The following is a 24,831-nucleotide window of genomic DNA, read 5'->3' as shown; positions in this document are numbered from 1 at the left end:
GCCGCTCCGGTTGCCGGCCTGCGCGCTCGTACCGCCTTCATCGCGCTATCGCTATACCTACCGATCGGTTGCCGGGCCTAGTGTCCCCGTGGTAGCTCGGCAGCCACGCTTGCCACACGCGAATTCCCTTTTTCAAAACTGAATCTTGCGCCGCGCGAATGCGGCCAACCCTGGCATCAGGCCGCCATCCGGCCGCATGCCGGCCGAGGAAACCGATCCCGGGATTCACAAGAAACCGATCGAGGTGTAGTGATGATGCTTGCCAACCCCGCCGCCAAATACGTCCCCTTCACGCCGTTCGCTCGCGACTTTTCCGAGCGCACCTGGCCCAGCCGCCGCATCACGCAGCCGCCGATCTGGATGAGCACCGACCTGCGCGACGGCAACCAGGCCCTGATCGAGCCGATGAGCGTCGAGCGCAAGCTCCGCTTCTTCGAGCAACTGGTCAAGATCGGCTTCAAGGAAATCGAAGTGGGTTTCCCGTCGGCCTCGCAGACCGACTTCGATTTCGTGCGCAAACTCATCGACGAAAAGCGCATCCCCGACGACGTCACCATCATCGTGCTGACGCAGTCGCGTGAGGACCTGATCAGCCGCACGGTGGAATCGGCCGCCGGCGCCAAGCAGGCCATCGTCCACCTGTACAACGCCTGCGCCCCGGCGTTCCGCAAGGTCGTGTTCAACATGACCAAGGACGAGATCAAGAACATCGCCACGACCGGCACGCGCCTGGTCAAGCAGTACATGGCCAAGCACCCGGAAACCAAGTGGCGCTACCAGTACTCGCCCGAAGTCTTCAGCACGACCGAACCCGAATTCGCGCTGGAAGTCTCGAACGCCGTGGCCGACGTATGGGAGCCCACGCCGGACTGCAAGATGGTGCTGAACCTGCCCGCCACCATCGAAGCCACCACGCCGAACATGTACGCAGACCAGATCGAGTGGATGCACAAGAACCTGGCGCGCCGCGACAGCATCGTGCTGAGCGTGCATCCGCACAATGACCGCGGCACCGCCGTGGCCGCCGCCGAATTCGCCGTGATGGCAGGCGCCGACCGCATCGAAGGCTGCCTGTTCGGCAGCGGCGAGCGCACCGGCAACGTCGACCTGGTCACGCTGGCCCTGAACCTCTACACCCAGGGCGTGCACCCGGGCCTGGACTTCTCGGACATCGACGAAGTGCGCCGCTGCGCCGAGTACTGCAACCAGTTGCCCGTGCACCCGCGCCACCCGTATGCCGGCGACCTGGTCTTCACGGCCTTCTCCGGTTCGCACCAGGACGCCATCAAGAAGGGCTTCGCGCAGCAACAGCCCGACGCCGTGTGGGAAGTGCCGTACCTGCCGATCGACCCGGCCGACCTCGGCCGCAGCTACGACGCCGTGATCCGCGTCAACAGCCAGTCGGGCAAGGGCGGCGTGTCCTACCTGCTCGAACAGGAACACGGCCTGGTGTTGCCGCGCCGCCTGCAGATCGAATTCAGCCGCGCCATCCAGCGCGTCACCGACGAAACCGGCCGCGAAGTCACCGCCGACGACGTGCACACCATCTTCAACCGCGAGTACCTGGAGCAGAAGGCCCCGTGGAAACTGGTGCGTCACCGCATCGACGGCAATCCGGCCGCCGGCGAAGGCCAGCACTTCAGCATCGAGGCCGAGCTCGAGTACAACGGCGAACGCCGCATCGTGACGGGCAAGGGCGATGGCGCCATTTCGGCCTTCGTGGCCGCGCTGGACGTGCCCGTGCGCATCATGGACTACCACGAGCACGCCATCGGCACCGGCACCGACACCCGCGCCGCCTCCTACGTGGAACTGCGCGTGGGCGATTCGAGCACGGGCTTCGGCGTGGGCATCGACCGCGACATCGTGACGGCCTCGTTCCAGGCCGTGCTGAGCGCGGTGAACCGCCACATCAACGCCGGCGCCGTCACCACCGAACAGGAAGCCGCCGAGGCCGCGTGATCCGCCGCCAGGCCGCGGGCGTGGCGGTTACCGCCGCCGCGTCCCCCGCGCGCTTCTTACGGTGAAGCCGCGCCGCACAAACAAAGCCCGCCTTTATCCGGCGGGCTTTCTTCTTTTGCGCGACGCATTCGACCGCGCCACCACAGGCGCAGCGGGTCGGGTCAACCGCGCGGCCACATGTCGGAGGCGCCGATGTCGGGCTCGCGCGCGGCCAGCAGCCGCTCGTGGACCCAGGCGGCGATCGCCACGGTGCGGTGGTCGTCGTAGCGTTTGCCGATCAGTTGCAGGCCCACCGGCAGGCCCTGCGGGCCGGTGGCGAACGGCAGGTTCAGGCACGGCAGGCCGAACAGCGTCCAGGCGCGCGAGAACTGCGGATCGCCCGTGCCGAGGTCGGCGAACGGCGCCTCGCCGCTGGCCGCGGGCGCCAGCAGCACGTCGTACTTGTCGAACCAGCCGTCCACCCGCGCGCGCGATTCCGCGGCGCGCGCCAGATTCTTGATGTGCTCCTCGGCGGAGATCTGCGCGCCGGCCTCGAGAATCGCCTGGATCTTGGGGCTGAGCTGCGCGGCGTGTTCCAGCCGTTCGTAGGCCAGCGACTGTGAAGATTCGAACGCCATGATGTCCGCGTGCAGTTGCACCAGCATGCAATGCTCGGGCGGCAGCGGCACCTCTTCGACATGGGCGCCGGCGCGCGACAGCGTGGCGGCGGCCTGGGCGAAGGCTTCCTTGGTTTCCGACTGGGCGTGGCGCCATTGCAGGCTGCGGTACATGCCGATGCGCGGCTTAGCGTCGTAGCTCAGGTTCAGCAGGCGCGGATCGCGCATCAGGACCGAAGCGAACAGGGCCACATCCGGCACCGAGCGGGCAAAGCCGCCCACGGTGTCGAGCGATTCGGCCAGGCTCTTCACGCCGGCGCGAGGGATCGCGCCGAACGTGGGCTTGTAGCCGACGATGCCGCAATACGAAGCGGGGCGGATGATGGAACCCGCGGTCTGCGAGCCCAGCGCGAACGGCACCATGTCGTCGGCCACCGCCGCGGCCGAGCCGCTGGAGGAGCCGCCGGGCGTGTAGGCCTCGTTGCGCGGATTGCGTGTCGGGCCGGCCTGGTAGGTGGCGAATTCGGTGGTGACGGTCTTGCCGATCACGATGGCGCCGGCATGGCGGCACAGCGCCACGGCGGCCGCGTCCAGCCCGGGATGATGGCGCTCGTAGATGGGAGACCCGTAGCGGGTGGGCAAGTCGACGGTGTCGAACAGGTCCTTGACGCCGATCGGCAGGCCATGCAGCGGGCCGCGCAGGGGGCTGCGATCCAGGGCTTCCGCGTGATCCAGGGCAGCCTGCTTCTGCAGCGCCGTCCAGGCATGGATGGTGTTTTCGCGTTGCTCGATGCGCGCAAAGCAGGCTCGCACCAATTGCACCGCGGTCAATTCGCGCCGTTGCAGCTTGCGCGCCGCTTCAAGCGCGCCAAGTCTGTTTAAGGCAGTAGACATGATCCTTTCCTCTATCCCGGTGCCGCGCGATATGCGCGGTACTGACTTCCGCACCCGGTCCCCTTGACCCTGGGGTTTGTCCCGATACGGGACGCAGCATGATGCGCGCCCGTCATGACAAACCCAGCCATTGTGCGCGCCGCGTCAATTGGGAAAACCACTGAAAAAACCAGGTTTTCACAGGGATTTCGAGGCACGCCGCGCCTTGGCCTTATGTTGTTGCGTTGTTATCAGCATAGCGCAAACGGGTGCAACACAAAGGTCATATTTGTCTTGTAAGATGAAAACGTTTTCAGCAAACCGGCAGCAATGTAGCCATGGCGTCGCGCGCATCGCCCCGCTTTTCCATCATCGAAGTGGCCCGCAAGGCGGGGGTTTCCCCCGCCACGGTTTCGCGCGCGTTCAACCAGCCCGAAATCGTTCATCCGGATACGCTGGCGCACATCCGCGCCATCGCCAAGCGCGCGGGCTTCCGGCCCAATCGCGTCGGCCGCAGCCTGCGTTCGGGCAGCACCCGCACGATCGGATTGATTCTGCCGACGCTGTCCAATCCGGTATTCGCCGAGTGCTTCGAGGGCGCCGAACGGCGCGCCCGCGAGTCCGGCTACAGCGTGATGCTGACCGCCACCGGCTATGACCCGGCGGTGGAATCGGCCGCGGTCCAGGGCCTGATCGACCACCAGGTCGACGGCCTGATCCTGACGGTAGCCGACGCGGCCCGCAGCGCCACGCTGGACGACCTGGACAGCGCCGGCATGCCCTACGTGCTGGTCTACAACGAATCCACCGACCACCCCTATGCCTCGGTCGACAATCGCGCGGCCGCCATCGACATGGTGTCGCACCTGGCGGCGCTGGGACATCGCCGCATCGCCATCGTGACCGGCCCGCTGACGGCCTCCGATCGTGCCCGCCGCCGCCTGTCGGGCGCGCGCGCCTGCGCCAAGAAGCTGGGACTGGAACCGATCCAGCACATCGCCATGGGTTCGCACACCGGCAGCGATGCCGAGGCGCTCAAGTCCGCATTGCGCGGCAAGCAGGCGCCGACGGCGCTGTTCTGCTCCAACGACCTGCTGGCCACCGCGGTGATTGCCGATCTGGTGGCGTTGGGTCTGTCGGTTCCGTCCGATATTTCCGTCTGCGGCTTCGACGGCATGCGCTTCGGCGCCTTGCTGACGCCGCCGCTGACCACGGTGGCGCAACCCAGCGACGGCATCGGCCAGGCCGCCTGCTCCAACCTGCTGGCGCAGATCCACGGCCAGCCGCCCCAATCCAATCGCCTGCCGCACTGCATCGTGGTCGGCGGCACCGCGGCGCCAGTGCGCCGCTGAACTTCATCCACAAAAATAACGATCGAGACACGCGTCATGCTCATCGCACAGATTACCGACCTGCATATGCGCACACCGGGCGACAAGGCCTACGGCATCATCGACCCGGCCGCCTTCCTGGGCCCCGCTGTGCGCGCGCTCAACGCGCTGACGCCGCGGCCCGACTGCGTGCTGATCACGGGCGACCTGACGGACCTGGGCCGTCCGCATGAGTACCAGGCACTGCGCGAGCAGTTGCAGGCGCTTGAAATTCCTTATTTCCTGCTGCCCGGCAACCACGATGACCGCGCGCAATTGCGCGCCGCCTTCCCGGACCATGGCTATCTTCAAGCACAGGGGCCGTTCATCCAGTATGCCGTCGAAACCTATCCGCTGCGCCTGCTGGCGCTGGACACGGTGGTGCCGATGAAAAGCCACGGCGAGCTATGCGACGAACGCCTGGGCTGGCTGGCCGCACGGCTGGCCGAACAACCCGACCGGCCGACGCTGGTGCTGATGCATCACCCGCCATTCCAGACCGGCATCGAGCACATGGACGACATCGGCCTGCTGGCCGGCGGGCCGGCGCTCGAACGCATCGTGGCGCGCTATCCGCGCGTCGAGCGCGTGCTGTGCGGCCACCTGCACCGCACCATCTTCCGCCGCTTCGGCGGCACCATTGCCTCGACCTGTCCGGGCACCGCGCACCAGTTGGCGCTGGAGCTGGGACCCCGACCGACGCTGCAATACATCATGGAGCCGCCGGGCTACCAGTTGCACTGGTGGCACGATGGCGCGCTGGTCACCCACCACGCCGTGATTGGGGAATACCCCGGGCCCTATCCCTTCGCCTGAGCCCCCGATCTCGATTACAAACACTATGCCCTGCCATATCTCCGTCATGTTTGCGCTGCACAATGAAAAGGTTTTCATCGCACGCGCCGCAGACGGATCAGAAAACTAGATCCAAGAGACAGCATGTCATCCATCGTTCTGGATAACCTCACCAAGCAATACGGCGGCGCGGCCGCGATCCACGGCGTCAGCTTCACCGTGCCGGCCGGCAGCTTCACCGTGCTGCTGGGCCCGTCGGGCTGCGGCAAGTCGACCACCCTGCGCATGATCGCCGGGCTCGACACGCCCACGTCCGGCACCATCCGTATCGGCGACCGCGACGTCACCCACTTGCCGCCCGCCAAGCGCCGCATTTCCATGGTGTTCCAGTCGTACGCGCTGTTTCCGCACCTGTCGGTGCGCGAGAACATCCTGTTCGGCCTGAAGGTGCGCAAGGAGCCGGCGCGCGACTACGACCGCCGCCTGCAGCGTGTGGCTTCGCTGCTGGGCCTGGGCCATCTGCTGGACCGCAAACCGTCGCAACTGTCGGGCGGCCAGCAGCAGCGTGTGGCGCTGGGACGCGCGGTGATTTCCGAAGCGCCGGTGTGCCTGATGGACGAGCCGCTGTCCAACCTGGACGCGCAGCTTCGCCACGAGATGCGGCGCGAGATCCGCGCCTTGCAGCAGGACCTGGGCATCACCATGGTGTACGTCACGCACGACCAGACCGAGGCCATGAGCATGGCCGACCAGGTGGTGCTGCTGCGCGGCGGCCAGATCGAACAGCACGACACGCCGGACGGCCTGTATGCCCGTCCGGCCAGCGAATTCGCGGCGCGCTTCATCGGCACGCCGCCCATGAACCTGATCAACCTGATGCCGCTCCAGGGCGCCACCGTGATCGCCGGCACCCAAGGTCCGGCCATCGCCGGCGCGCCGGAAGGCGCCGCCAAGCTGGGCGTGCGGCCCGAGCACATCCGCATCGACAACGAAGGCATCGCCGCCACCGTGGAAAGCGTGGAGTACTTCGGCGCCGATTCCATCGTGGTCTGCCGCATCGGCGACAGCGGCGGCGTGGCGGTGCGCGTGGGTGGGCACCTGCGAGCCCGCGCCGGCGAGGCGCTGCGCCTGTCGTGGCCGGCCGAACAACAGCATTTCTTTGCCGCCGACTCGGCGGTCATCGACACCGTCGGGCGCTGAAGACGCCCAATCCACAGGAAAGGAAACGCAATCATGCGACGCATCGTACTCAAGACCCTGGCCGCCAGCCTTGCCGCCGCCTGCCTGTCGCTGCCCGCGCAGGCGCAGCAAAAGCCCGTCGAAGTGGAGTTCTATTACCCGGTCGCCGTGGGCGGCCCGATCACCAAGATCGTCGATGACATGGTGACGGACTTCGAGAAGGAAAACCCCGGCATCAAGATCAAGCCGATCTACGCCGGCTCGTACCAGGACTCGATCGCCAAGGCGCTGACCGCCCTGAAGGGCGGCACGCCGCCGCAACTGGCCGTGCTGCTGTCGACCGACATGTTCACGCTGATCGACGAAGACGCCATCGTGCCGATCGACGGCCTGGCCAAGAGCGACGCCGACAAGAAATGGCTGGGCGGCTTCTACGACGCCTTCATGCAGAACAGCCGCACCGGCGGCCACACCTGGGGCGTGCCGTTCCAGCGCTCGACCATCGTGATGTACTACAACAAGGATCTGTTCAAGGCCGCCGGCCTGGATCCCGAGCGCGCGCCCGCCACCTGGGCCGAGCTGGTCGAATACGGCAAGAAGCTGACCAAGCAGGACGCCAGCGGCAACACCACCCAGTGGGGCATCGAGATCCCGTCGGGCGGCGCCTTCGCCTACTGGCTGTTCCAGGCCCTGACCACGCCCAACGGCGCGATCCTGATGAACGAGGCCGGCAACGAGGTCTACCTGGACAAGCCCGCCGTGGTCGAGGCCGCGCAGTTCTGGCGCGACCTGTCGGCCAAGCACAAGGTCATGCCCACCGGCACGATCGACTGGGGCACCACGCCCAAGGACTTCCTGGAAAAGAAGGCCGCCATCATCTGGACCACCACCGGCAACCTGACCAACATCCGCAAGAACGCCGACTTCCCGTTCGGCGTGGCGATGATGCCGCAGCAAAAGCGCGGCGGCAGCCCGACCGGCGGCGGCAACTTCTACATCTTCAAGAGCGGCACGCCTGAACAACAGCAGGCCGCGCTCAAGTTCGCGCAGTGGGCCACCACGCCCGAGCGCGCCGCCGACTGGAGCATCGCCACCGGCTACGTGGCCGTGACGCCGGCCGCCTGGCAGACCGAGAAGATGAAGAAGTACGCGCAGGAAGTGCCGGCCGCCGCCGTGGCGCGCGACCAGTTGCAGGTGAGCGTGGCCGAATTCTCGACCCACGAGAACCAGCGCGTCACCAAGACCCTGAACGACGCCCTGCAGGCGGCGCTGACGGGGTCGAAGACGCCGCAGCAGGCGCTGACCGACGCCCAGCGCGAAGCCGACCGCATACTGCGTTCCTACAAGTAAATCCGCAAGCACGATGAGCCGCTCCTTGAATGCGCTTTATGGCTGGCTGCTGTTGCTGCCAGCCATCGTGCTGCTCGCCGCGTTCACGCATTACCCGGCGCTGGCGACGCTCTGGCACAGTTTCTATTCCACCCCCAAGGGCGCGCGCCCGGCCCGCTTCGTCGGGCTGGACAACTACGCCGTCATGCGCGACGACCCGGTGTTCTGGCAATCGCTCTGGAACAACCTGTGGTTCGCCCTGGGCACCATCCCGACCTCGATCGGCATCGCGCTGGTCATGGCGCTGTGGGTCAACCGCAACCTGCGCGGGCGCGGTTTCCTGCGCATGGCGTACTTCACGCCGACGGTGCTGCCTATGGTGGCGGTGGCCAATATCTGGCTGTTCTTCTACACCCCGCAGTACGGCCTGATCGCGCAGGTGATGCAATTGTTCGGCTCGCCCGGTCCCAACTGGCTCGGCAACCGCGAAACCGCGCTGCCGGCGCTGATGCTGGTGACGGTGTGGAAGGAATCCGGCTTCTTCATGATCTTCTACCTGGCCGCGTTGCAGACGGTGTCGCCGTCGCTGCGCGAGGCGGCGATGCTGGAAGGGGCCTCGCGCTGGCAGTACTTCCGGCGCGTGCTGTGGCCGCTGTTGATGCCGACCACGCTGTTCGTGCTGATCAATGCGTTGATCAACGCCTTCCGGCTGGTGGACCACGTGGTGGTCATGACCCGCGGCGGGCCCGACAACGCCAGCACGCTGCTGCTGTACTACATCTACCAGGTCGGCTTCAGCTTCTGGGACACCGCCTACGCCGCGACGCTGACCGTCGTGCTGCTGGTGGTGCTGGCGCTGACGGCGCTGGTCAAGTTCCGCTGGCTGGACCGCAGGACGCACTACCAATGAAAGACAAGCTCGATACCCTGGGCGCGTGGGCGCTTGGCCTGTTGTGGATCCTGCCGCTGGCGTACGCCGTGTGGGCCGCGTTCCACCCGCCGGCCTACGCCACCCGCTTCGACCTGTTCGCGCCCCTCACGCTCGACAACTTCGCGCGGGCCTGGCAGGCCGCGCCGTTCCCGCGCTACTTCGCCAACACGTTTTTGCTGGTGACGATGGTGCTGGCGGCGCAACTGGTGCTGTCGACCCTGGCCGGCTACGCCTTCGCGCGCTTCGAGTTCCGCGGGCGCGACTTCGTCTTCATGCTGGTGCTGCTGCAACTGATGATCATGCCGGACGTGCTGCTGGTGGAGAACTACCGCTCCATGAGCCAGCTCGGCATCCGCGACACGGTGTTCGCCATCGGCCTGCCGTACTTCGCCTCGGCCTTCGGCATCTTCCTGCTGCGCCAGACCTTCAAGACGGTGCCGCGCGAGCTGGAGGAGGCCGCGCGCATGGAGGGCGCCAACGCGCTGCAGGTGCTGTGGAAGGTGTACGTGCCGCTGGCCAAGCCGATCTACGTGGCCTACGGGCTGGTGTCGGTCAGCCACCACTGGAACAACTTCCTGTGGCCGCTGATCATCACCAACTCGGTGGAATCGCGGCCGCTGACGGTGGGCCTGCAGGTGTTCTCGTCGACCGACCAGGGCATCGACTGGTCGGTGATCACCGCCGCCACGCTGATGTCGGCGGCGCCGCTGCTGATCGCCTTCCTGCTGTTCCAGCGCCAGTTCGTGCAGTCGTTCATGCGCGCCGGTATCCGCTGATCCGCCCCGGACAACGAAAAGACCCCGCGTCATGCGGGGTCTTTTCGTTGGCGCGGCCAGGCGGTCAGTAACCGACCGTCAGGCCGGGCAGGTCCACCGTGATGCGCGGGCGTTCCAGCGCCAGCGCCAGGTGCTCGGCGAACTCGCGGGCTTCCTTGGCGTCGGTGGACAGGATGTCGTAGCCGAGCGCGTCGGCCACGCCCAGCACCTTGTCCAGCAGCAGCACCTTGCCGCTGGGGCGCAGGGGTTCACAGCCCAGGGTTTCCCAGGCGCCGTCGAACCAGTCGCGGGCGTCGTTCTGGCGCTGCGGGCTGGGTTCGACGTTGGCCGAGAGGTCCAGCGAGCGCCGGGTGTCGAAAACGATGGTGATGTCGCTGCGCATGGCGGGGATTCCTTGAAATGGCGTCAGCCGCAAAGGGTAGGCAAAAAACGCCGGGCAGATTGTCCGTCCGGCGACATTGCCTACCAGCCGCGGGAGACTTCCCAGGTGACCTCGGCGCCGGCGGCCTGCGACTGGCGCATCATGTCCAGCAGCGGGAAGGCGCGCTCCTTCAGGCCGACCGCGCGCGCCATGGGCGCCACCGCCGGCTTGTCCTCGTCTTCCTCGTCCTCGGCGGGATTGCCCTGGGATTCCTCAATGGCCCGTTCGATACCCTGGATGGCCGGACCGAGCTGGTCGGCGGTGAACACGCCGCGCTCGGGGATCTTGTCGCCAAAGGACTTGCCCGCGGCTTGCAGCAGGACGCCGGCGTGGTCGGTGAGCATCAGGACTTCGGCCACGACCTTGGAGTGAAACGTAATCAGCATATTCCGGTCTCCTACGGATTGAATACCCTCAATACACTACCGCAACACCCTGGGGATGCCAACTGGCGCCCCCGGGCGAGGGTCGGCGGGCGGCCCGGCCGACGGCGCCCCCGCGCGGTAACGGCCGCCAAATCAAGCTATGATTCAGGAGATTCCCGTGACGGCAGGATCCGCGGCGGCCGAGAATCCGGCGCCTCGCGCGGTCATGCCCCCGAGGCCCGCCAGCCGGCCGACCCCGCCCCCTGGCGCCGCGCGCGAGCCCACGGCCCGCCGCCCTCGTCACCCACCTAGAACTTCTCCAGACGCCCATGCTCCCCGAGCAACAAAAACAGCTTATCTCCCTGATCCAGGCCGCCGTCGCGCAGAGCCTGCCCGATGCCCAGGCCGATGCGGCCCGAGCCAACGTGCTGCTGGAGCGCCCCAAGGTCGCCGCCCACGGCGACGTCGCCACCAACGTGGCCATGCAGTTGGCCAAGCCGGCCAAGCGCAATCCGCGTGAACTGGCCCAGGCCATCGTCGAGGCCCTGCTGGCCCTGCCGGGCGCCCGCGACCTGGTCGAAAGCGCGGAAATCGCCGGTCCCGGCTTCATCAACCTGCGCGTCACCGCCGCCGCCCGCCAGGCCGTCATCACGGCCGTGGCCGAACAGGGCGAGGCCTTCGGCCGCGCCGCCCGCAGCGGCGAGAAGATCCTGGTGGAATTCGTGTCCGCCAACCCCACCGGCCCGCTGCACGTCGGCCACGCCCGCCAGGCCGCCCTGGGCGATGCCCTGTGCCGCCTGTACGACGCCATCGGCTGGGATGTGACCCGCGAGTTCTATTACAACGACGCCGGCAACCAGATCGAGAACCTGGCCATCAGCGTGCAGGCGCGCGCCCGCGGCCTGACGACCGACTCGCCCGAGTGGCCCGCCGACGGCTACAAGGGCGACTACATTCTGGACATCGCCCGCGACTTCCAGGCCGGCAAGACCATCCAGGCCTCGGACGGCGAGCCCGTCACCGCCACCGGCAACATCGACAGCCTGGAAGACATCCGCGCCTTCGCCGTGGCCTACCTGCGCCGCGAGCAGGACCTGGACCTGCAGGCGTTCGGGCTGAAGTTCGACAACTATTACCTGGAAAGCTCGCTGTACACCTCGGGCCGGGTCGAGGCCACCGTCAAGGCGCTGATCGCCGGCGGCCATACCTATGAAGAAGGCGGCGCGCTGTGGCTGCGCACCACCGAACTGGGCACGGGCGACGACAAAGACCGCGTCATGCGCAAGAGCGAGGGCGGCTACACCTATTTCGTGCCGGACGTGGCCTACCACAAGGCCAAGTGGGAACGCGGTTTCCACCGCGCCGTGAACATCCAGGGCAGCGACCACCACGGCACCGTGGCGCGCGTGCGCGCCGGCCTGCAGGCGCTGGAAGAGGGGATTCCCAAGGACTACCCGTCGTACGTGCTGCACAAGATGGTCAAGGTGATGCGCGGCGGCCAGGAGGTCAAGATCTCCAAGCGCGCCGGCAGCTACGTCACCATGCGCGACCTGATCGACTGGGTCGGCCGCGACGCCGTGCGCTACTTCCTGATCCAGCGCCGCGCCGACACCGAATTCGTGTTCGACGTCGACCTGGCCCTGTCCAAGAGCGACGAGAACCCGGTCTACTACATCCAGTACGCCCATGCGCGCATCTGCTCGGTGATCAACAACGCCGGCATGCCGCCGGCGGACGTGGCCGCGGCCGATGCGTCCCTGCTGACCGCCCCCAGCGAATTCGCGCTGATGCAACGCCTGGCCGAGTTCCCCCACGTGGTGGCGCTGGCCGCGCAGGAACTGGCCCCGCACCACATCGCCTTCTGGCTGCGCGACTGCGCCGCGGACTTCCACGGCTGGTACAACGCCGAGCGCGTGCTGGTCGACGACACCGCGCTCAAGCTGGCGCGCCTGCGCCTGGCCGCGACCACGCGCCAGGTGCTGGCCAACGGCCTGGCGCTGTTGGGCGTGTCCGCCCCCGAGCGGATGTAACATCGGTACATGGCCACCAAGCGCAAACCCACCCGCCGGTCCGGCGAAAGCGGCAGCACCCTGTACGGGGCGCTGGCCGGATTGCTCCTCGGCTTGATCGTCGCCGCCGTCGTGGCGTTCTACGTCACCAAGGCGCCCGTGCCCTTTGTCGATCGCGCCACCCGCCAGGGCGACGCCGGCAAGCTGCCCGATCCGCGCCAGGCGCCGGATCCCAACGCCGGCCTGTACGGCCGCGACGGCGCGGCGGGTTCCCCGCCCACCGGCCCGACCGCCACGGCGCCCGCGCCGCTGCCGGGCGCGGGCGGCACCGCGCCGGCGGGCAAGTCGGACGACCTGGGCGCGCTGATCGCCACCCTGCCGACCTCCAACAACACGCCCGCTGCCGCCCCCGCGCCGGCCGCCAGCGCCCCGCCCACGCCCATCGCCAAGGTGGCGCCGACCCCGGCGCCCGCGGCCAAGGCGCCGGTCGCCAGCGCCGCCCCGACCGCGTCGGCCAATGGCTCGTACTACCTGCAGGCCGGCGCCTTCCGCGGCCAGGACGACGCCGAATCGCTCAAGGCCCGCATCATCCTGCTGGGCCTGCCGGTGGCGGTGCAGAAGGCCGAGGTCAACGGCAAGCCGATCAACCGCGTGCGCGTCGGTCCGTTCGCCCGCCTGGACGACATGAACCGCGCTCGTGGCCGCCTCGGCGAAAACAAGATCGAAACGGCGGTGGTGCGCCAGTAACACGGCGCCCGCATCATGGTTTTTGATTGAACTAATCCGGGCCTGGCCCTGTCTGTAACCTCTTTGTTCAGGAACCTCACCCCATCATGCTGTCCCCCAAGCTCATCCGCATCCTGGCAGCCGCCGCGCTGACCGCCACCGCGTTCTTCAGCCCGGTCAGCCACGCCCAGGGCACCCAGGCCTATGTGCCGATCAATCCGCCGCTGCCGTCGGATACCCCGGGCAAGATCGAGGTCCTGGAATTCTTCGCCTACACCTGCCCGCACTGCGCCGCCATGGAACCCATGGTCGAGGACTGGGCCAAGACCAAGCCCGACGACGTCGTGCTCAAGCAGGTGCCGATCGCCTTCAACGCCGGCATGAAGCCGCTGCAACAGCTCTACTACACCCTGGTGGCCCTGGATCGCCCGGACCTGCACGCCAAGGTCTTCACCGCCATCCACGGCGAGCACAAGCGCCTGATCGACAAGAAGGCCATGGGCGAGTGGGCCGCCGCGCAGGGCGTGGACCGCGCCAAGTTCGACTCGGTGTTCGATTCGTTCAGCGTGCAGACCCAGGTCCAGCGCGCCAACCAGTTGGCCGAAGCCTATCGCATCGAAGGCACGCCGTCGTTCGCCGTCGGCGGCAAGTTCATGACCTCGCCGGTCATGGCGGGCAACAGCTACGAAGGCGCCCTGCAGGAAGTGAACAAGCTGATCCCGATGGCCCGCGGCAAGTGACCCGCGCCTGAATCGCGTTCATGACGACGCCCCGCGCCGACCGGCCGGGGCGTTTTTCATGGGGTCATCCCCAAGGCGCGCGGACGCGGCAAAGCGCCCGCCGCGATATACACTTCCTCCCATAATTATTCGCCGCCACGCGCGGCCTACAAGGGGTGGAAGATGAGACAGCAATTCCTGCGCCGCGCGGCGCTGGGCGTGAGCCTGGCGCTGGCCGGCCTTTCAGCGCAAGCCAATGACGCCGACGGCGTGAAGATCGGCGTCCTGACCGACATGGCCGGCGTCACCGCCGATGCCACCGGGCGCGGCTCAGTCGAGGCCGCGCGCCTGGCGATCGAGGAACTGGGCGGCAGCGTGCTCGGCAAGCCCGTGGCGCTAGTATCGGGCGACCACCAGCACCGGCCCGACATCGGCAGCGGCATGGTGCGCAAGTGGTACGACACCGACGGTGTCGACGTGGTGGTGGACGTGCCCAATTCCTCGGTGGCGCTGGCGGTGCAGGGCATCGCGCGCGAAAAGAAGAAGCTGGTGCTGTTCTCCAGCCCCGGCACCACCGCGCTGACGCAGGCGCAATGCTCGCCCTATGGCGTGCAATGGACCTACACCACCTACGCGCTGTCGCGCGGCACCGCCACCGCCGTGGTCAAGGAAGGCAACAAGCGCTGGTTCATCCTGGCGTCCGATTACGCCTTCGGCAAGCAGCTGGCCGCCGACACCGAGACCGTGGTCAAGGCCAACGGCGGCGAAGTGGTGGGCACGGTGTTCCACCCGCTCAACGCCTCGGACTTCGCCTCGTTCCTGCTGCAGGCGCAGGCCTCCAAGGCGCAGATCATCGCCGTCGCCAACGCTGGCGGCGACACCATCTCGGCGATCAAGCAGGCGGCCGAATTCGGCATCGCCAGCGGCGGCCAGAAGCTGGCGGCAATGCTGTTGCTGCTGACCGACGTGCACAGCCTGGGATTGCAGGCCGCGCAGCACACCTACCTGACGGTGCCGTCCTATTGGGACATGAACGACGGCACCCGCGCCTTCAGCAAGAAGTTCGAAGCCCGCCTGGGCCGCCCGCCCACCTTCCTGCAGGCCGGCGTGTACAGCTCGCTGCGCCACTACCTGCGCGCGGTGCAGGCGGCCGGCACCACCGATTCGGACGCGGTGATGGCGAAGATGAAGTCGATGCCGATCGACGACCCGTTCAGCCTGAACGCGCACATTCGCGAAGACGGCCTGGTGGTGCGCGACATGATGCTGGCGCAGGTGAAATCGCCCGACCAGTCCAAGGCGCCCTGGGACTACTACAACATCGTGCGCACCATTCCCGGCGACTCGCTCGCCTGGCCCCTGTCGGAAAGCCAATGTCCGCTGGTCAAGAAGTAGGCCCCCTGGCGCTGGCCGATTTCGGCAGCTTCTACGCGGGCGGGCGGCAGGCGCATATCAGCGGCCGCCCGGTGCGCGAGATCGCCTTCACCAAGACCGCCTCGCTGACGTACGACCCCAACGGGCTGTACCACGTCGAACAGGCGTACGTGCAGTACTTCATCCCGGCCGAACGCCGCCATCCGCTGCCGCTGGTGCTGCTGCACGGCGGCGGCATGACCGGCGCGATGTGGGAACAGACGCCGGACGGCCGGCATGGCTGGCTGCAGCATTTCCTGCGGCAGGGCCACGCGGTCTACGTGGTCGACAACGTCGAGCGCGGCCGCGCCGGCTGGACGCCGTTCGAGGAGGTCTGGCCGGATGCGCCCATCGTGCGCAACGCCGAGGAAAGCTGGTCGCTGTTCCGCTTGGGCCGCGCCGAGGACTACGCGCAGCGCCGCGCCTTCGACGGCCAGCGCTTTCCGCTGGCGGCCTTCGACGATTTCATCCGCCACGCCGTGCCGCGCTGGCTGGGCAACAACGATGCGGCGCTGGCGGGCTTGTGCGCCGCGCTGGAACGCATCGGCCCGTGCCTGGTGCTGGCGCACAGCCATGGCGGCGAAGTGGCCTACCGCGCGCTGCAGGCGCGGCCGGCGCTGGTGCGCGGCGTCATCGGCATCGAACCGTCGGGGTTCTCGCAGGAGGTGGACCCGGCCGCGGTGGCGGGCAAGCCGTTCCTGTTCGTCTATGGCGACTATCTCGACGCCACGCCGCTATGGGCCAGGCTGGATGCGGCCGGGCAGGCCTACGCCGACCAGTTGGCGGCGCAGGGCGGCCGCGTCACCGGCTGGCGCCTGGCCGACATGGGCATCCGCGGCAATTCGCACATGCCGATGATGGACGACAACAGCGACGACATCGCCGCGCGCATCGGCGCGTGGATCCGCGCCAACGCCTGAAACGTCAGCCCTTGACCGCCGCGGCCTTTTCCAGCGCCTGGGTCAGGTCGGCGATGATGTCCTGCGGCGACTCCAGGCCGATGTGCAGGCGCACCAGCGCGTTGTCGCCCTCGCCCCAATAGCGATGGTGCGACAGGTCCTTGGGCGACACCAGTTGCACCAGGCTTTCGTAGCCGCCCCACGAGAAACCGATGCCGAACAGTTCCAGTTCGTCCACGAACACCCGCGCGGCCGCCGGCGACAAGCGCAGCTCGACCGACAGCATGCCGTTCGAACCGGTGCAGTCGCGCTGCCACAGCGCGTGGCCCGGGTCCTGCGGCCAGGCCGGATGGAACAGGCGCACGGTCTCGGGGCGCTGCTTGAAGAATTCGCAGACCTCCAGCGCGTGGCGCGCGTGCTGCGCCATGCGGATCGGCATGGTGCGCACGCCGCGCAGCGCCAGCCAGGCGTCGTCGGCGCTGATGGAATAACCCATCGCGTACTGGGTGCGATTCAGCTTCTTGGCAATCGCCTCGTCATTGGTGACGACCGCGCCCAGCATCAGGTCGGAATGGCCGCCCACGTACTTGGTGCCGGCGATGACCGACACCTGCGCGCCCAGCGTCAGCGGCCGGTAGATGTAGCCCGAGCCCCAGGTGTTGTCGGTGGCCAGCACCAGGCCGTGGCGCTGCGCAATGGCCGCCATGGCGCCCATGTCGAGCATCTCGAACAGCAGCGAGCCGGGCGATTCCACGTACAGCAGCCTGGTGTTGGGCTGCACCAGCGCGTCCAGGTCTTCGCCGGAGGCGAAGTAGGTGACGGCGATGTTCATGCGCTTGAGCACGGCATCGTCCAGCTCGCGCATCGGGCCGTAGACGCAATCGGAGATCAGCGCGTGGTCGCCGGCCGAGCACAGCGCCAGCATCACCATCGTCATGGCCGACAGGCCCGACGGCGCCAGGTAGGCGTGCGTGCCGCCTTCGAGCTGCGCGAAAACCTGCTCCAGCGCCGCGTGCGTGTCCATGCCCATGCGGCCATAGGTGGTGGCGCGGCCGCCGGCGGCCTTGCTGCGCTGGGCCTTTTCCAGGGCCGCCAGGTTCTCGAAGCGCACCGTGCTGGCCCGCATCGGCGGCAGCGGCACCGGGGCCGTGCCCGTCTCGGGGTTGAACGGGGCGGTGCCCGCGTGCTGCAGAACCGTATCGATGTGTTTGGTAGCCATCTTCAAGAGGGAATGCTTGCGTATTGGGAGAACCCGAACCGTAGCAGGAACGCGCGCGGCTGTCGCGCCCCCGGTCCGGTGTCAGTCGATCCAGCGCACCGCCGCGTCCAGGTCGGCGCGGCTGGTGCGATAGCTGTTGGCCGGATGCGCGGTATCGGCATAGCCGAACGAAATAGCGCAGACCACGCGCCGCTCGGGGCCGATGCCGAGCTGTTCGCGCAGCACCTCGGGATACATCGCCAGCGAGGCCTGGGCCACCGTGGCCACGCCGTTGGCCTGCGCCGCCAGCAGGAAATTGGCGACATAGCCGCCGCAGTCGATGGCGCCGTATTCGCCCAGCGCCTCGTCGGTGGTGATGATGGCCACGTGCGGCGCGTCGAACAACTGAAAGTTGCGCAGTTCCTGCCGGCGGTAGGCCTCGCGGTCGCCGCGCGCCACGCCCACGGCCCCATACAACTGGAAGCCCGACTCGCGGCGCCGCGCCAGGTAGTCGCCCCGGTACTCGCGCGGAAACGGGAAGTCGGGCGTGAAGCCCGCTTGCCCGGCGCGTTCCACAAGCGCCCGGCTCAGGCGCCGCGCGCCGTCGCCCGAGGCCACCGTCACCTGCCACGGCTGGCAGTTGCACCAGGACGCGGTGCGCTGCGCCAGCGTCAGGATGCGCTCGATGGTGGCGCGCGGCACCGGCTCGGGCAGGAAGGCGCGGCAACTGTGGCGCGCGCGCAGCCAGTCTTCGAGCGCGGCGTCGGGGCGCGCGGCGGCGGATTCGGGTACGGCGGACATGGTGTCTCCTTGGTTTCCTCGTATGATGGCCACTTGATTGCCGGCGCGCAAGGCGCCGCCCGACCCTGGCGAGACCCCATGCTGCCCTTCGATTCCCTGATCGCGTTCTTCGGCATTGCCGTATTGCTGGCCCTCACGCCCGGGCCCGACAACCTGTTCGTGCTGATGCAATCGGCCATCTGGGGCCGCAAGGCCGGGCTGTTCGTGGTGCTGGGGCTGTGCACCGGGTTGCTGGGCCACACCGCCGCCGTGGCGCTGGGGCTGGCCGCCGTGTTCGCGGCTTCCCCTGTGGCCTTCACGGCGCTGAAACTGGCGGGCGCGGCATATCTGGCCTACCTGGCGTGGCAGATCCTGCGGGCGCCGGTGCATGCCGAGGACGGCCAGCGGCCCGAGCCGATGAAGACCTCCGCGCTGTACCGGCGCGGCATCGTCATGAACCTGACCAATCCGAAGGTGCTGCTTTTCTTCTTCGCCTTCCTGCCGCAGTTCACCTCGCCCAAACTGGGTTCGGTGGGCTGGCAGACGGTGCAACTGGGCGCGGTGTTCATGCTGGCCACGCTGCTGGTGTTCGGCGCCATCGCCTTCTTCTCGGGCGCGTTCGGCGAACTGCTGCAGCGCTCGGTCACGGCCAAGCGCTGGCTCAATCGCGTCGCGGCGCTGGTGTTCGTGGGGCTGGCCGTGCGGCTGGCGACGGCCACGCGCTGAGGCCGCCGGCCGGCGCGAGCCTGGCAAGGGCCGCCCCGGCGCAGCCACGCGCGCCGGATCGCGCCCGAGGGACGCCGCCGCGCAACGTGGCTGGGAACGGCGTCAGGCCGCCTTGAAGCGCACGATGCCGTCCGCGCCTGTGCTGCGCGTCAGCTTGCCTTCGAAGTACAGCGCATGCAGGTGCGCCAGCGCCTCGCCCATGGCGAAGGTCAACTGGTGCAGGTCGAGCTTGCGCTTGAACAGCACCGGCACGATGTCGGAGGTCGATTGCGGTCCGGCGGTACAGGCCTCCAATACTTCGGCCAGACGGTCGCGGTGATGCTCGTGCTGCTGCGCGATGCGCTCGTGCAGGCCCTTGAAAGGCCGGCCATGCGACGGCAGCACCAGCGTGTTGCGCGGCACGTCGGCGTAGCCGTCGAGCGAGCGCAGGTACAGCGGCAGCGGGTTGGCGTCGGGCTCGTAGTCGAACACACTGACATTGGTGGAGATGCGCGGCAGCACCATGTCGCCGGAGATCAGCACGCCCAGGTCGGGCGAATGCAGCGAGGCGTGCTCGGGCGCGTGGCCGTAGCCGACGATGACGCGCCAGTCGTGCGCGCCGATGCGCACCGCGTCGCCATGCATGATGCGGGTGTAGCGCGACGGCACGGCCGGCACCAGGTTGGGAAAGTAGTTGGCGCGCTGGCGGATCTGCTCCTGCGCGTCCGGATCGGTCAGGCCGTGGCGGGCGAAGTGGTCGACGGCCGACTGGCCGCCGGGACCGGCGCCGGCGTCATTGCGGCGCGACGACCACAGCGACGCGACCATGAAGTCGGTCATGGTCATCCACAGCCGCGCGTCCCAGCGTTCACAGAGCCAGTAGGCCAGGCCGATGTGGTCCGGGTGCATGTGGGTGACGATGACGCGCAGCACCGGCAGGCCGTCCAGTTCGTTCTCGAACACCTGTTCCCACAGCGTCTTGACCTCGTCGCGCGAGATGCCGCAGTCGACGATGGTCCAGCCGTCGCGGCCGTCGATGCGATCGCGCAGCAGCCAGAGATTGATATGATCCAGCGCGAACGGCAGCGGCATGCGGATCCACTTGACGCCCTCGGCCACCTGGTGGGCGCGGCCGGCTTCGGGCTGGAAATCGGCCCAGGGATACTGCAGCTTCTGTTCGTTGGGGTTCATTGCCTCGCTCTCCACGCTTGACGATCGCGTCAAGTCATCATAATTTACGTTTACGTAAACTGCCACACGTCGCATGTCCCCGTCAACCTGGACCATCTCCGAGCTCGCCCGCGAGTTCGACGTCACGCCCCGCACGATCCGCTTCTATGAAGACCAGGGGATCGTCAGCCCGGCGCGCGAGGGCCGCAACCGCATCTTCGGGCCGCGCGATCGCACGCGCCTGAAGCTGGCCCTGCGCGGCAAGCGCCTGGGCCTGCAGTTGTCGGAGATCCTGACGCTGATCGACATGTACGACGGCCCTGGCGACACCGAGGTGCAGTTGCGCCAGTACCTGGCGGTGCTGGCCCAGCACCGCGCCACGCTGGAACAGCAGCGCCGCGACATCGAGGATACGCTGCAGGAAATCGCGGTGCAGGAACGCCAGTGCCGCGAGCTGCTGGCGCAGCAACGAGCCTGAAGCGCCTGACATGGCGATGCTGCAAACCTTCGCGCTGTTCGTCCTGACCGCGCTGGCCGAGATCATCGGCTGCTACCTGCCGTACCTGTGGTTGCGCCGCGGTCATTCCATCTGGCTGCTGGCGCCGGCCGCCGTCAGCCTGGCCCTGTTCGCCTGGCTGCTGACGCTGCACCCGACCGCGTCGGGGCGCGTGTATGCGGCCTATGGCGGGGTGTACATCGGCATGGCGCTGCTGTGGCTGTGGGCGGTCGATGGCGTGCGGCCCAGCGTCAGCGATTATGTCGGCGTGGGGCTGTGCCTGGCCGGCATGCTGGTGATCATGTTCGGGCCCAAGACGACCTGACCGATTGCCGCGAAGGCGCGTGGGCGCACGACGGGCCAGCGCGCGTTGGCGGTCCGACTCACGCGGCGCGACGCCGGCCCGCCTCTCCGAAAATGAAAAAGCGCGCTCCCCGTGGAGCGAGCTTTGCGTTGCCTGCGCGGCATCCCGGCCGGGATGCGCGGCGCCGGCGTCATTCCGCCTTGATGTTGCCTTCCTTGATGATGCGGGCGTTGTTGGCGAACTCGGCCTGCACCTGCTTGGCGAAGGCGTCGCCGGACGCGGTGCCCGGCTGCAGGTAGGACTTGGCCAGCAGGTCCTTGAACTCGGCGCTGGCCACGGCCTTGGCCAGCGCGGCCTGCAGCGGACCCGACACCGCCGGCGGCAGATTGGCCGGCGCGAAGATGCCGAAGTTCGAGTAGTACTGCGCCTGCGGCAGCTTCAGTTCGGCCATGGTGGGCACGTCGGGCCAGGCGGCCAGGCGCTCGGGCGCCATCACCGCCAGCGGTTTGAGCGCGCCGCTGGCCACGTGCGGCAGCACCACGTCGGTGTTGACCACCAGCAGCTCGACCACGCCGCCCAGGCCGTCGGTCAGCGCCTGGCTGTTGCCGCGGTAGGGCACGTGCAGCATCCTGGTGCCGGTCTGCGTGGTCAGCGCCGCCATGCCGATGTGGGCCACGGTGCCCTGGCCCGGCGTGCCGTAGCGCACGCCGTCCGGGTGCGACTTGGCGTAGTCGATCAGGCCGGCGAAGTCCTTCACCGGCAGGGCCTTGGTGGCGACGATGGCCACGGGCGCCACGGCCACGCTGGCCACCGGCGTCAGGTCCTTCATCGGGTCGTAGTTGGTCTTGGCCAGGTGCGGGAAGATGGTCAGCGGGCTGGTGGAAGCCAGCAGCAGGGTGGCGCCGTCCGACTGGGCGCGCGCCACGAAGTCGGTGCCGACCGAGGCGCCCGCGCCGGGCTTGTTTTCGACGATGACGGTGGCGTTGGCCTCCTTGCGCAGCACGTCGCCCAGGCGGCGCCCGATCGCGTCGGCGCTGCCGCCGGCGGTGTAGGGCACGACCAGGGTGATAGGCTTGGCGGGCCAGCCCTGCGCCAGCGCGGCGCCGCCCGTCATGATCGCCAGGGCCGCCCCCGCGGCCGTGAACAGCATCTTCTTTTTCATAGCTTCCTTGTGGTGTTGCGTAGCACTGCGTCAGGTAATGCTCGAATCAGCCAGCCAGGTAGCGCTGCGTCAGCCGCACCCAGTAGCTCGCGCCCGGCGCGATCAGGGCGTCGTTGAAGTCGTAGCTGGTGTTGTGCAGCATGCACGGGCCCAGGCCGTGGCCGGCCATGCGGTGGTCGCCGTCGCCGTTGCCCAGGAACACGTAGCAGCCGGGCTTGGCCTGCAGCAGGAAAGCGAAGTCCTCCGAGGCCATCACCGGCTCGATCACGCGGGCGTGGTCGGAGCCAGCCACCTCGCGCATGACCTGCATGCAGAACTCGGTTTCGGCCGGCGTGTTGATCAGCGCCGGATAGCGGCGCTCGAAGTAGACCTCGGCCTCGCAGCCATGGGCGGCGGCGATGCTGCCGGCGATCTCATGCATGCGGCGCTCGATCAGGTCGACCACGTCGGTGCTGTAGGCGCGCACCGAACCGCCCAGCCAGGCGCTGCCCGGGATCACGTTGATGACGCTGCCGCCGGCCTGCACCTGGGTGATGGACAGCACGGCGGCGTCCAGCGGGCGCTTGCTGCGGGTCAGAATGGTCTGCAGCGACTGGCCGATGGCGAACAGCGCCGGCACCGGGTCGGCGCAGTCGTGCGGCGCGGCGGCATGGCCGCCCTTACCGCGCACGGTGATCTTGAAGCCGTTGGCGGACGCCATCATCGGCCCGGCGCAGACGCCGAACGAGCCGGCCTCCAGGCCAGGCCAGTTGTGCATGCCGAACACGGCCTCGCAGGGGAAGCGCTCGAACAGGCCGTCCTGGATCATGGCGCGGCCGCCGGCGCCGCCTTCCTCGGCCGGCTGGAAACAGAAATAGACGGTGCCGTCGAAGCCGCCTTCCTGTTGCAGGTGGCGCGCGGCGGCCAGCAGCATGGCGGTGTGGCCGTCATGGCCGCAGCCATGCATCTTGCCGTCGTGGCGCGAACGGTGTTCGAACTGGTTCTCTTCCTGCATCGGCAGGGCGTCCATGTCGGCGCGCAACATGATGGCGCGGTCGGAAGTGCCGCGCTTGATGACGCCGACCACGCCGGTCCTGGCGATGCCGGTGTGGGTCTCGATGCCCCAGCCGCGCAGGGCGTCGGCCACCACCTTGGCGGTGCGGTGCTCCTCGTAGCAGAGCTCGGGATGGGCGTGCAGGTCGCGCCGCAGCGCCACGATATCGTCAAGATTGGCCAGGTCGGACACCGCTGACTCCGTAACAAAATTTGAAGTTTCAAGGACCCGGGGAATAGTACCCAGGGCGCTTCCCGTGGACGCAAACATTTGCCTAGGGAAAACCCGACTCATATTTACGTTTACGTAAACGTAATATTTGCGCTGCATCATTGCGTAGCCAGCGTCGATCAGCGCATCATGGGGCCACGCGGCGAGATCCGGCGCGATCGCAGGCGCCCATAAGAATGTAAGTACCCACTATCACGGAGACAGCGATGAACCTTCCTGGCCTGAACTTCGATCTGGGCGAAGACCTGGACATGCTGCGCGACGCCGTGCGCACTTTCGCGCAGGCCGAGATCGCGCCGCGCGCGGCCGAAGTCGACCGCAGCGACCAGTTCCCCATGGACCTCTGGCGCAAGTTTGGCGACCTGGGCGTGCTGGGCATGACGGCCAGCGAGGAATACGGCGGCGCCAACATGGGCTACCTGGCCCACATGGTGGCGATGGAGGAAATCTCCCGCGCCAGCGCCTCGATCGGCCTGTCCTACGGCGCCCACTCCAACCTGTGCGTCAACCAGATCAACCGCAACGGCACCCCGGCCCAGAAGGCCAAGTACCTGCCCAAGCTGATTTCCGGCGAGCACGTCGGCGCGCTGGCCATGAGCGAACCGGGCGCCGGCTCGGACGTGGTCAGCATGAAGCTGCGCGCCGACAAGAAGGGCGACCGCTACGTGCTCAACGGCTCCAAGATGTGGATCACCAACGGCCCCGACGCCGACACCCTGGTGGTCTACGCCAAGACCGACCCCGAGGCGCACCAGCGCGGCATCACCGCGTTCCTGGTGGAAAAGGGCTTCAAGGGTTTCTCGGTGGCGCAGAAGCTGGACAAGCTCGGCATGCGCGGCAGCCACACCGGCGAACTGGTGTTCCAGGACTGCGAGATCCCCGAGGAAAACGTGCTGGGCCAGGTCAACGGCGGCGTCAAGGTGCTGATGAGCGGCCTGGACTACGAGCGCGCCGTGCTGTCGGGCGGCCCGGTCGGCATCATGCAGGCCGTGATGGACGTGGTGGTGCCGTACATCCATGACCGCAAGCAGTTCGGCCAGGCCATCGGCGAATTCCAGTTGATCCAGGGCAAGGTGGCGGACCTGTACACCACGCTGCAGGCCAGCCGCGCCTTCTGCTACCAGGTCGGCAAGAACCTCGACCGCCTGGGCGCCGAGCACGTGCGCCAGGTGCGCAAGGACTGCGCCGCGCTGATCCTGTACACCGCCGAGAAGGCCACCTGGATGGCCGGCGAGGGCGTGCAGATCCTGGGCGGCAATGGCTACATCAATGAGTACCCGGTGGGCCGCCTGTGGCGCGACGCCAAGCTGTACGAAATCGGCGCCGGCACCAGCGAGATCCGCCGCATGCTGATCGGCCGCGAGCTGTTCGCCGAGACGGCCTGAGTCC

Annotated in this window: 24 protein-coding genes; 16 read left to right on the top strand and 8 right to left on the bottom strand. The window is 67.9% G+C overall.

The genetic code is table 11. From position 1 onward, the window contains the following. Positions 1–252: 252 nt before the first annotated feature. A complete protein-coding gene (gene leuA / locus AAID08_RS00730; protein WP_054504382.1) occupies positions 253–1,962 on the top strand; it encodes a 2-isopropylmalate synthase in 1,710 nt (569 codons plus the stop codon). Between the two features lie 161 nt (positions 1,963–2,123). Here the strand turns inward: leuA and AAID08_RS00725 are convergent, their stop codons facing one another. After that, entirely contained in the window at positions 2,124–3,452 is a 1,329-nt protein-coding gene (locus AAID08_RS00725; RefSeq protein WP_054504381.1) for an amidase, read from the bottom strand. Positions 3,453–3,769: 317 nt separating this feature from the next. On the opposite strand from AAID08_RS00725, the gene AAID08_RS00720 reads away from it, so the two are divergent. From AAID08_RS00720 to AAID08_RS00695, 6 genes are all read left to right on the top strand, one after another. After that, positions 3,770–4,783 (top strand): LacI family DNA-binding transcriptional regulator, encoded by a 1,014-nt coding sequence (locus AAID08_RS00720; protein WP_054419491.1) that lies wholly within the window; start codon positions 3,770–3,772, stop codon positions 4,781–4,783. Between the two features lie 36 nt (positions 4,784–4,819). Then, positions 4,820–5,617 (top strand): phosphodiesterase, encoded by a 798-nt coding sequence (locus AAID08_RS00715; protein WP_395757260.1) that lies wholly within the window; start codon positions 4,820–4,822, stop codon positions 5,615–5,617. A 123-nt stretch (positions 5,618–5,740) separates the two neighbouring features. Then, entirely contained in the window at positions 5,741–6,796 is a 1,056-nt protein-coding gene (locus AAID08_RS00710) for an ABC transporter ATP-binding protein (RefSeq protein WP_064522603.1), read from the top strand. A gap of 33 nt (positions 6,797–6,829) precedes the next feature. Beyond that, complete coding sequence (locus AAID08_RS00705; protein ID WP_054504378.1) at positions 6,830–8,125, top strand: ABC transporter substrate-binding protein; 1,296 nt, start codon at positions 6,830–6,832, stop codon at positions 8,123–8,125. A gap of 13 nt (positions 8,126–8,138) precedes the next feature. After that, entirely contained in the window at positions 8,139–9,014 is an 876-nt protein-coding gene (locus AAID08_RS00700; RefSeq protein WP_026384938.1) for a carbohydrate ABC transporter permease, read from the top strand. Continuing rightward, entirely contained in the window at positions 9,011–9,811 is an 801-nt protein-coding gene (locus AAID08_RS00695) for a carbohydrate ABC transporter permease (RefSeq protein WP_006386977.1), read from the top strand. The genes AAID08_RS00700 and AAID08_RS00695 overlap by 4 nt, the downstream gene beginning before the upstream one ends. A gap of 64 nt (positions 9,812–9,875) precedes the next feature. Here the strand turns inward: AAID08_RS00695 and AAID08_RS00690 are convergent, their stop codons facing one another. Both AAID08_RS00690 and AAID08_RS00685 read right to left on the bottom strand, forming a co-directional pair. Further along, on the bottom strand, positions 9,876–10,193 hold the full coding sequence (locus AAID08_RS00690; protein WP_006386976.1) for a hypothetical protein: 318 nt from the start codon (positions 10,191–10,193) through the stop codon (positions 9,876–9,878). An 80-nt stretch (positions 10,194–10,273) separates the two neighbouring features. Further along, a complete protein-coding gene (locus AAID08_RS00685; protein WP_049070483.1) occupies positions 10,274–10,618 on the bottom strand; it encodes a DUF1840 domain-containing protein in 345 nt (114 codons plus the stop codon). 308 nt (positions 10,619–10,926) lie between these two features. On the opposite strand from AAID08_RS00685, the gene argS reads away from it, so the two are divergent. From argS to AAID08_RS00660, 5 genes are all read left to right on the top strand, one after another. Next, positions 10,927–12,627, top strand: a complete 1,701-nt coding sequence (gene argS / locus AAID08_RS00680; protein ID WP_144656448.1) for an arginine--tRNA ligase — start codon at positions 10,927–10,929, stop codon at positions 12,625–12,627. 9 nt (positions 12,628–12,636) lie between these two features. Next, entirely contained in the window at positions 12,637–13,353 is a 717-nt protein-coding gene (locus AAID08_RS00675) for an SPOR domain-containing protein (RefSeq protein ID WP_049070479.1), read from the top strand. An 86-nt stretch (positions 13,354–13,439) separates the two neighbouring features. Next, positions 13,440–14,072: a thiol:disulfide interchange protein DsbA/DsbL gene (locus tag AAID08_RS00670; RefSeq protein ID WP_026383974.1), complete on the top strand. Its 633-nt coding sequence runs from the start codon at positions 13,440–13,442 to the stop codon at positions 14,070–14,072. 162 nt (positions 14,073–14,234) lie between these two features. Further along, positions 14,235–15,446, top strand: coding sequence for an ABC transporter substrate-binding protein (locus tag AAID08_RS00665; RefSeq protein ID WP_175167284.1), 1,212 nt, complete (start codon positions 14,235–14,237; stop codon positions 15,444–15,446). After that, complete coding sequence (locus tag AAID08_RS00660; RefSeq protein ID WP_058665462.1) at positions 15,425–16,384, top strand: hypothetical protein; 960 nt, start codon at positions 15,425–15,427, stop codon at positions 16,382–16,384. Before AAID08_RS00665 ends, AAID08_RS00660 begins: the two co-directional genes overlap by 22 nt. A 4-nt stretch (positions 16,385–16,388) precedes the next feature. On the opposite strand, the gene metC is transcribed toward AAID08_RS00660, so the two are convergent. Both metC and AAID08_RS00650 read right to left on the bottom strand, forming a co-directional pair. Next, positions 16,389–17,582 carry a cystathionine beta-lyase gene (gene metC, locus AAID08_RS00655; protein WP_395757259.1) on the bottom strand — a complete coding sequence of 398 codons (1,194 nt, stop codon included), beginning with the start codon at positions 17,580–17,582 and terminating at the stop codon, positions 16,389–16,391. A gap of 81 nt (positions 17,583–17,663) precedes the next feature. After that, the gene (locus AAID08_RS00650; protein WP_054504374.1) at positions 17,664–18,362 is read right to left on the bottom strand and encodes a nitroreductase; all 699 of its coding nucleotides are present in this window, start codon (positions 18,360–18,362) and stop codon (positions 17,664–17,666) included. Between the two features lie 78 nt (positions 18,363–18,440). Between AAID08_RS00650 and AAID08_RS00645 the strand changes: the two genes are divergently transcribed. Then, entirely contained in the window at positions 18,441–19,067 is a 627-nt protein-coding gene (locus AAID08_RS00645; protein ID WP_312477824.1) for a LysE family translocator, read from the top strand. Between the two features lie 102 nt (positions 19,068–19,169). Here the strand turns inward: AAID08_RS00645 and AAID08_RS00640 are convergent, their stop codons facing one another. Continuing rightward, the gene (locus tag AAID08_RS00640) at positions 19,170–20,237 is read right to left on the bottom strand and encodes an MBL fold metallo-hydrolase (RefSeq protein ID WP_395757258.1); all 1,068 of its coding nucleotides are present in this window, start codon (positions 20,235–20,237) and stop codon (positions 19,170–19,172) included. Between the two features lie 73 nt (positions 20,238–20,310). Between AAID08_RS00640 and AAID08_RS00635 the strand changes: the two genes are divergently transcribed. Next, positions 20,311–20,694: a MerR family DNA-binding transcriptional regulator gene (locus AAID08_RS00635; protein WP_049070466.1), complete on the top strand. Its 384-nt coding sequence runs from the start codon at positions 20,311–20,313 to the stop codon at positions 20,692–20,694. Positions 20,695–20,704: 10 nt separating this feature from the next. Further along, the gene (locus AAID08_RS00630) at positions 20,705–21,037 is read left to right on the top strand and encodes a YnfA family protein (RefSeq protein ID WP_395757257.1); all 333 of its coding nucleotides are present in this window, start codon (positions 20,705–20,707) and stop codon (positions 21,035–21,037) included. Positions 21,038–21,206: 169 nt separating this feature from the next. Here AAID08_RS00630 and AAID08_RS00625 read toward each other — a convergent pair whose 3' ends face one another. Both AAID08_RS00625 and AAID08_RS00620 read right to left on the bottom strand, forming a co-directional pair. Then, the gene (locus AAID08_RS00625) at positions 21,207–22,178 is read right to left on the bottom strand and encodes a Bug family tripartite tricarboxylate transporter substrate binding protein (protein WP_395757256.1); all 972 of its coding nucleotides are present in this window, start codon (positions 22,176–22,178) and stop codon (positions 21,207–21,209) included. 46 nt (positions 22,179–22,224) lie between these two features. Continuing rightward, positions 22,225–23,403 carry a M20 aminoacylase family protein gene (locus tag AAID08_RS00620; protein WP_395757255.1) on the bottom strand — a complete coding sequence of 393 codons (1,179 nt, stop codon included), beginning with the start codon at positions 23,401–23,403 and terminating at the stop codon, positions 22,225–22,227. Positions 23,404–23,648: 245 nt separating this feature from the next. Here AAID08_RS00620 and AAID08_RS00615 point away from each other — a divergent pair, with 245 nt between their 5' ends. After that, the gene (locus AAID08_RS00615) at positions 23,649–24,827 is read left to right on the top strand and encodes an isovaleryl-CoA dehydrogenase (protein ID WP_006386961.1); all 1,179 of its coding nucleotides are present in this window, start codon (positions 23,649–23,651) and stop codon (positions 24,825–24,827) included. Positions 24,828–24,831: the final 4 nt, after the last annotated feature.

This window comes from Achromobacter sp. EB05, from assembly GCF_044232075.1.
GTDB classification, from domain to species: domain Bacteria; phylum Pseudomonadota; class Gammaproteobacteria; order Burkholderiales; family Burkholderiaceae_B; genus Achromobacter; species Achromobacter dolens.
Note: the sequence above shows the minus strand (reverse complement) of the source record. Positions and strands in the feature narration are given on the sequence as shown.

Bases quoted from the DNA above. Each gene is read 5' to 3' on its own strand.
- leuA (WP_054504382.1), top strand. From the start codon at position 253: ATGATGCTTGCCAACCCCGCCGCCAAATACGTCCCCTTCACGCCGTTC.
- AAID08_RS00725 (WP_054504381.1), bottom strand. From the start codon at position 3,452: ATGTCTACTGCCTTAAACAGACTTGGCGCGCTTGAAGCGGCGCGCAAG.
- AAID08_RS00720 (WP_054419491.1), top strand. From the start codon at position 3,770: ATGGCGTCGCGCGCATCGCCCCGCTTTTCCATCATCGAAGTGGCCCGC.
- AAID08_RS00715 (WP_395757260.1), top strand. From the start codon at position 4,820: ATGCTCATCGCACAGATTACCGACCTGCATATGCGCACACCGGGCGAC.
- AAID08_RS00710 (WP_064522603.1), top strand. From the start codon at position 5,741: ATGTCATCCATCGTTCTGGATAACCTCACCAAGCAATACGGCGGCGCG.
- AAID08_RS00705 (WP_054504378.1), top strand. From the start codon at position 6,830: ATGCGACGCATCGTACTCAAGACCCTGGCCGCCAGCCTTGCCGCCGCC.
- AAID08_RS00700 (WP_026384938.1), top strand. From the start codon at position 8,139: ATGAGCCGCTCCTTGAATGCGCTTTATGGCTGGCTGCTGTTGCTGCCA.
- AAID08_RS00695 (WP_006386977.1), top strand. From the start codon at position 9,011: ATGAAAGACAAGCTCGATACCCTGGGCGCGTGGGCGCTTGGCCTGTTG.
- AAID08_RS00690 (WP_006386976.1), bottom strand. From the start codon at position 10,193: ATGCGCAGCGACATCACCATCGTTTTCGACACCCGGCGCTCGCTGGAC.
- AAID08_RS00685 (WP_049070483.1), bottom strand. From the start codon at position 10,618: ATGCTGATTACGTTTCACTCCAAGGTCGTGGCCGAAGTCCTGATGCTC.
- argS (WP_144656448.1), top strand. From the start codon at position 10,927: ATGCTCCCCGAGCAACAAAAACAGCTTATCTCCCTGATCCAGGCCGCC.
- AAID08_RS00675 (WP_049070479.1), top strand. From the start codon at position 12,637: ATGGCCACCAAGCGCAAACCCACCCGCCGGTCCGGCGAAAGCGGCAGC.
- AAID08_RS00670 (WP_026383974.1), top strand. From the start codon at position 13,440: ATGCTGTCCCCCAAGCTCATCCGCATCCTGGCAGCCGCCGCGCTGACC.
- AAID08_RS00665 (WP_175167284.1), top strand. From the start codon at position 14,235: ATGAGACAGCAATTCCTGCGCCGCGCGGCGCTGGGCGTGAGCCTGGCG.
- AAID08_RS00660 (WP_058665462.1), top strand. From the start codon at position 15,425: ATGTCCGCTGGTCAAGAAGTAGGCCCCCTGGCGCTGGCCGATTTCGGC.
- metC (WP_395757259.1), bottom strand. From the start codon at position 17,582: ATGGCTACCAAACACATCGATACGGTTCTGCAGCACGCGGGCACCGCC.
- AAID08_RS00650 (WP_054504374.1), bottom strand. From the start codon at position 18,362: ATGTCCGCCGTACCCGAATCCGCCGCCGCGCGCCCCGACGCCGCGCTC.
- AAID08_RS00645 (WP_312477824.1), top strand. From the start codon at position 18,441: ATGCTGCCCTTCGATTCCCTGATCGCGTTCTTCGGCATTGCCGTATTG.
- AAID08_RS00640 (WP_395757258.1), bottom strand. From the start codon at position 20,237: ATGAACCCCAACGAACAGAAGCTGCAGTATCCCTGGGCCGATTTCCAG.
- AAID08_RS00635 (WP_049070466.1), top strand. From the start codon at position 20,311: ATGTCCCCGTCAACCTGGACCATCTCCGAGCTCGCCCGCGAGTTCGAC.
- AAID08_RS00630 (WP_395757257.1), top strand. From the start codon at position 20,705: ATGGCGATGCTGCAAACCTTCGCGCTGTTCGTCCTGACCGCGCTGGCC.
- AAID08_RS00625 (WP_395757256.1), bottom strand. From the start codon at position 22,178: ATGAAAAAGAAGATGCTGTTCACGGCCGCGGGGGCGGCCCTGGCGATC.
- AAID08_RS00615 (WP_006386961.1), top strand. From the start codon at position 23,649: ATGAACCTTCCTGGCCTGAACTTCGATCTGGGCGAAGACCTGGACATG.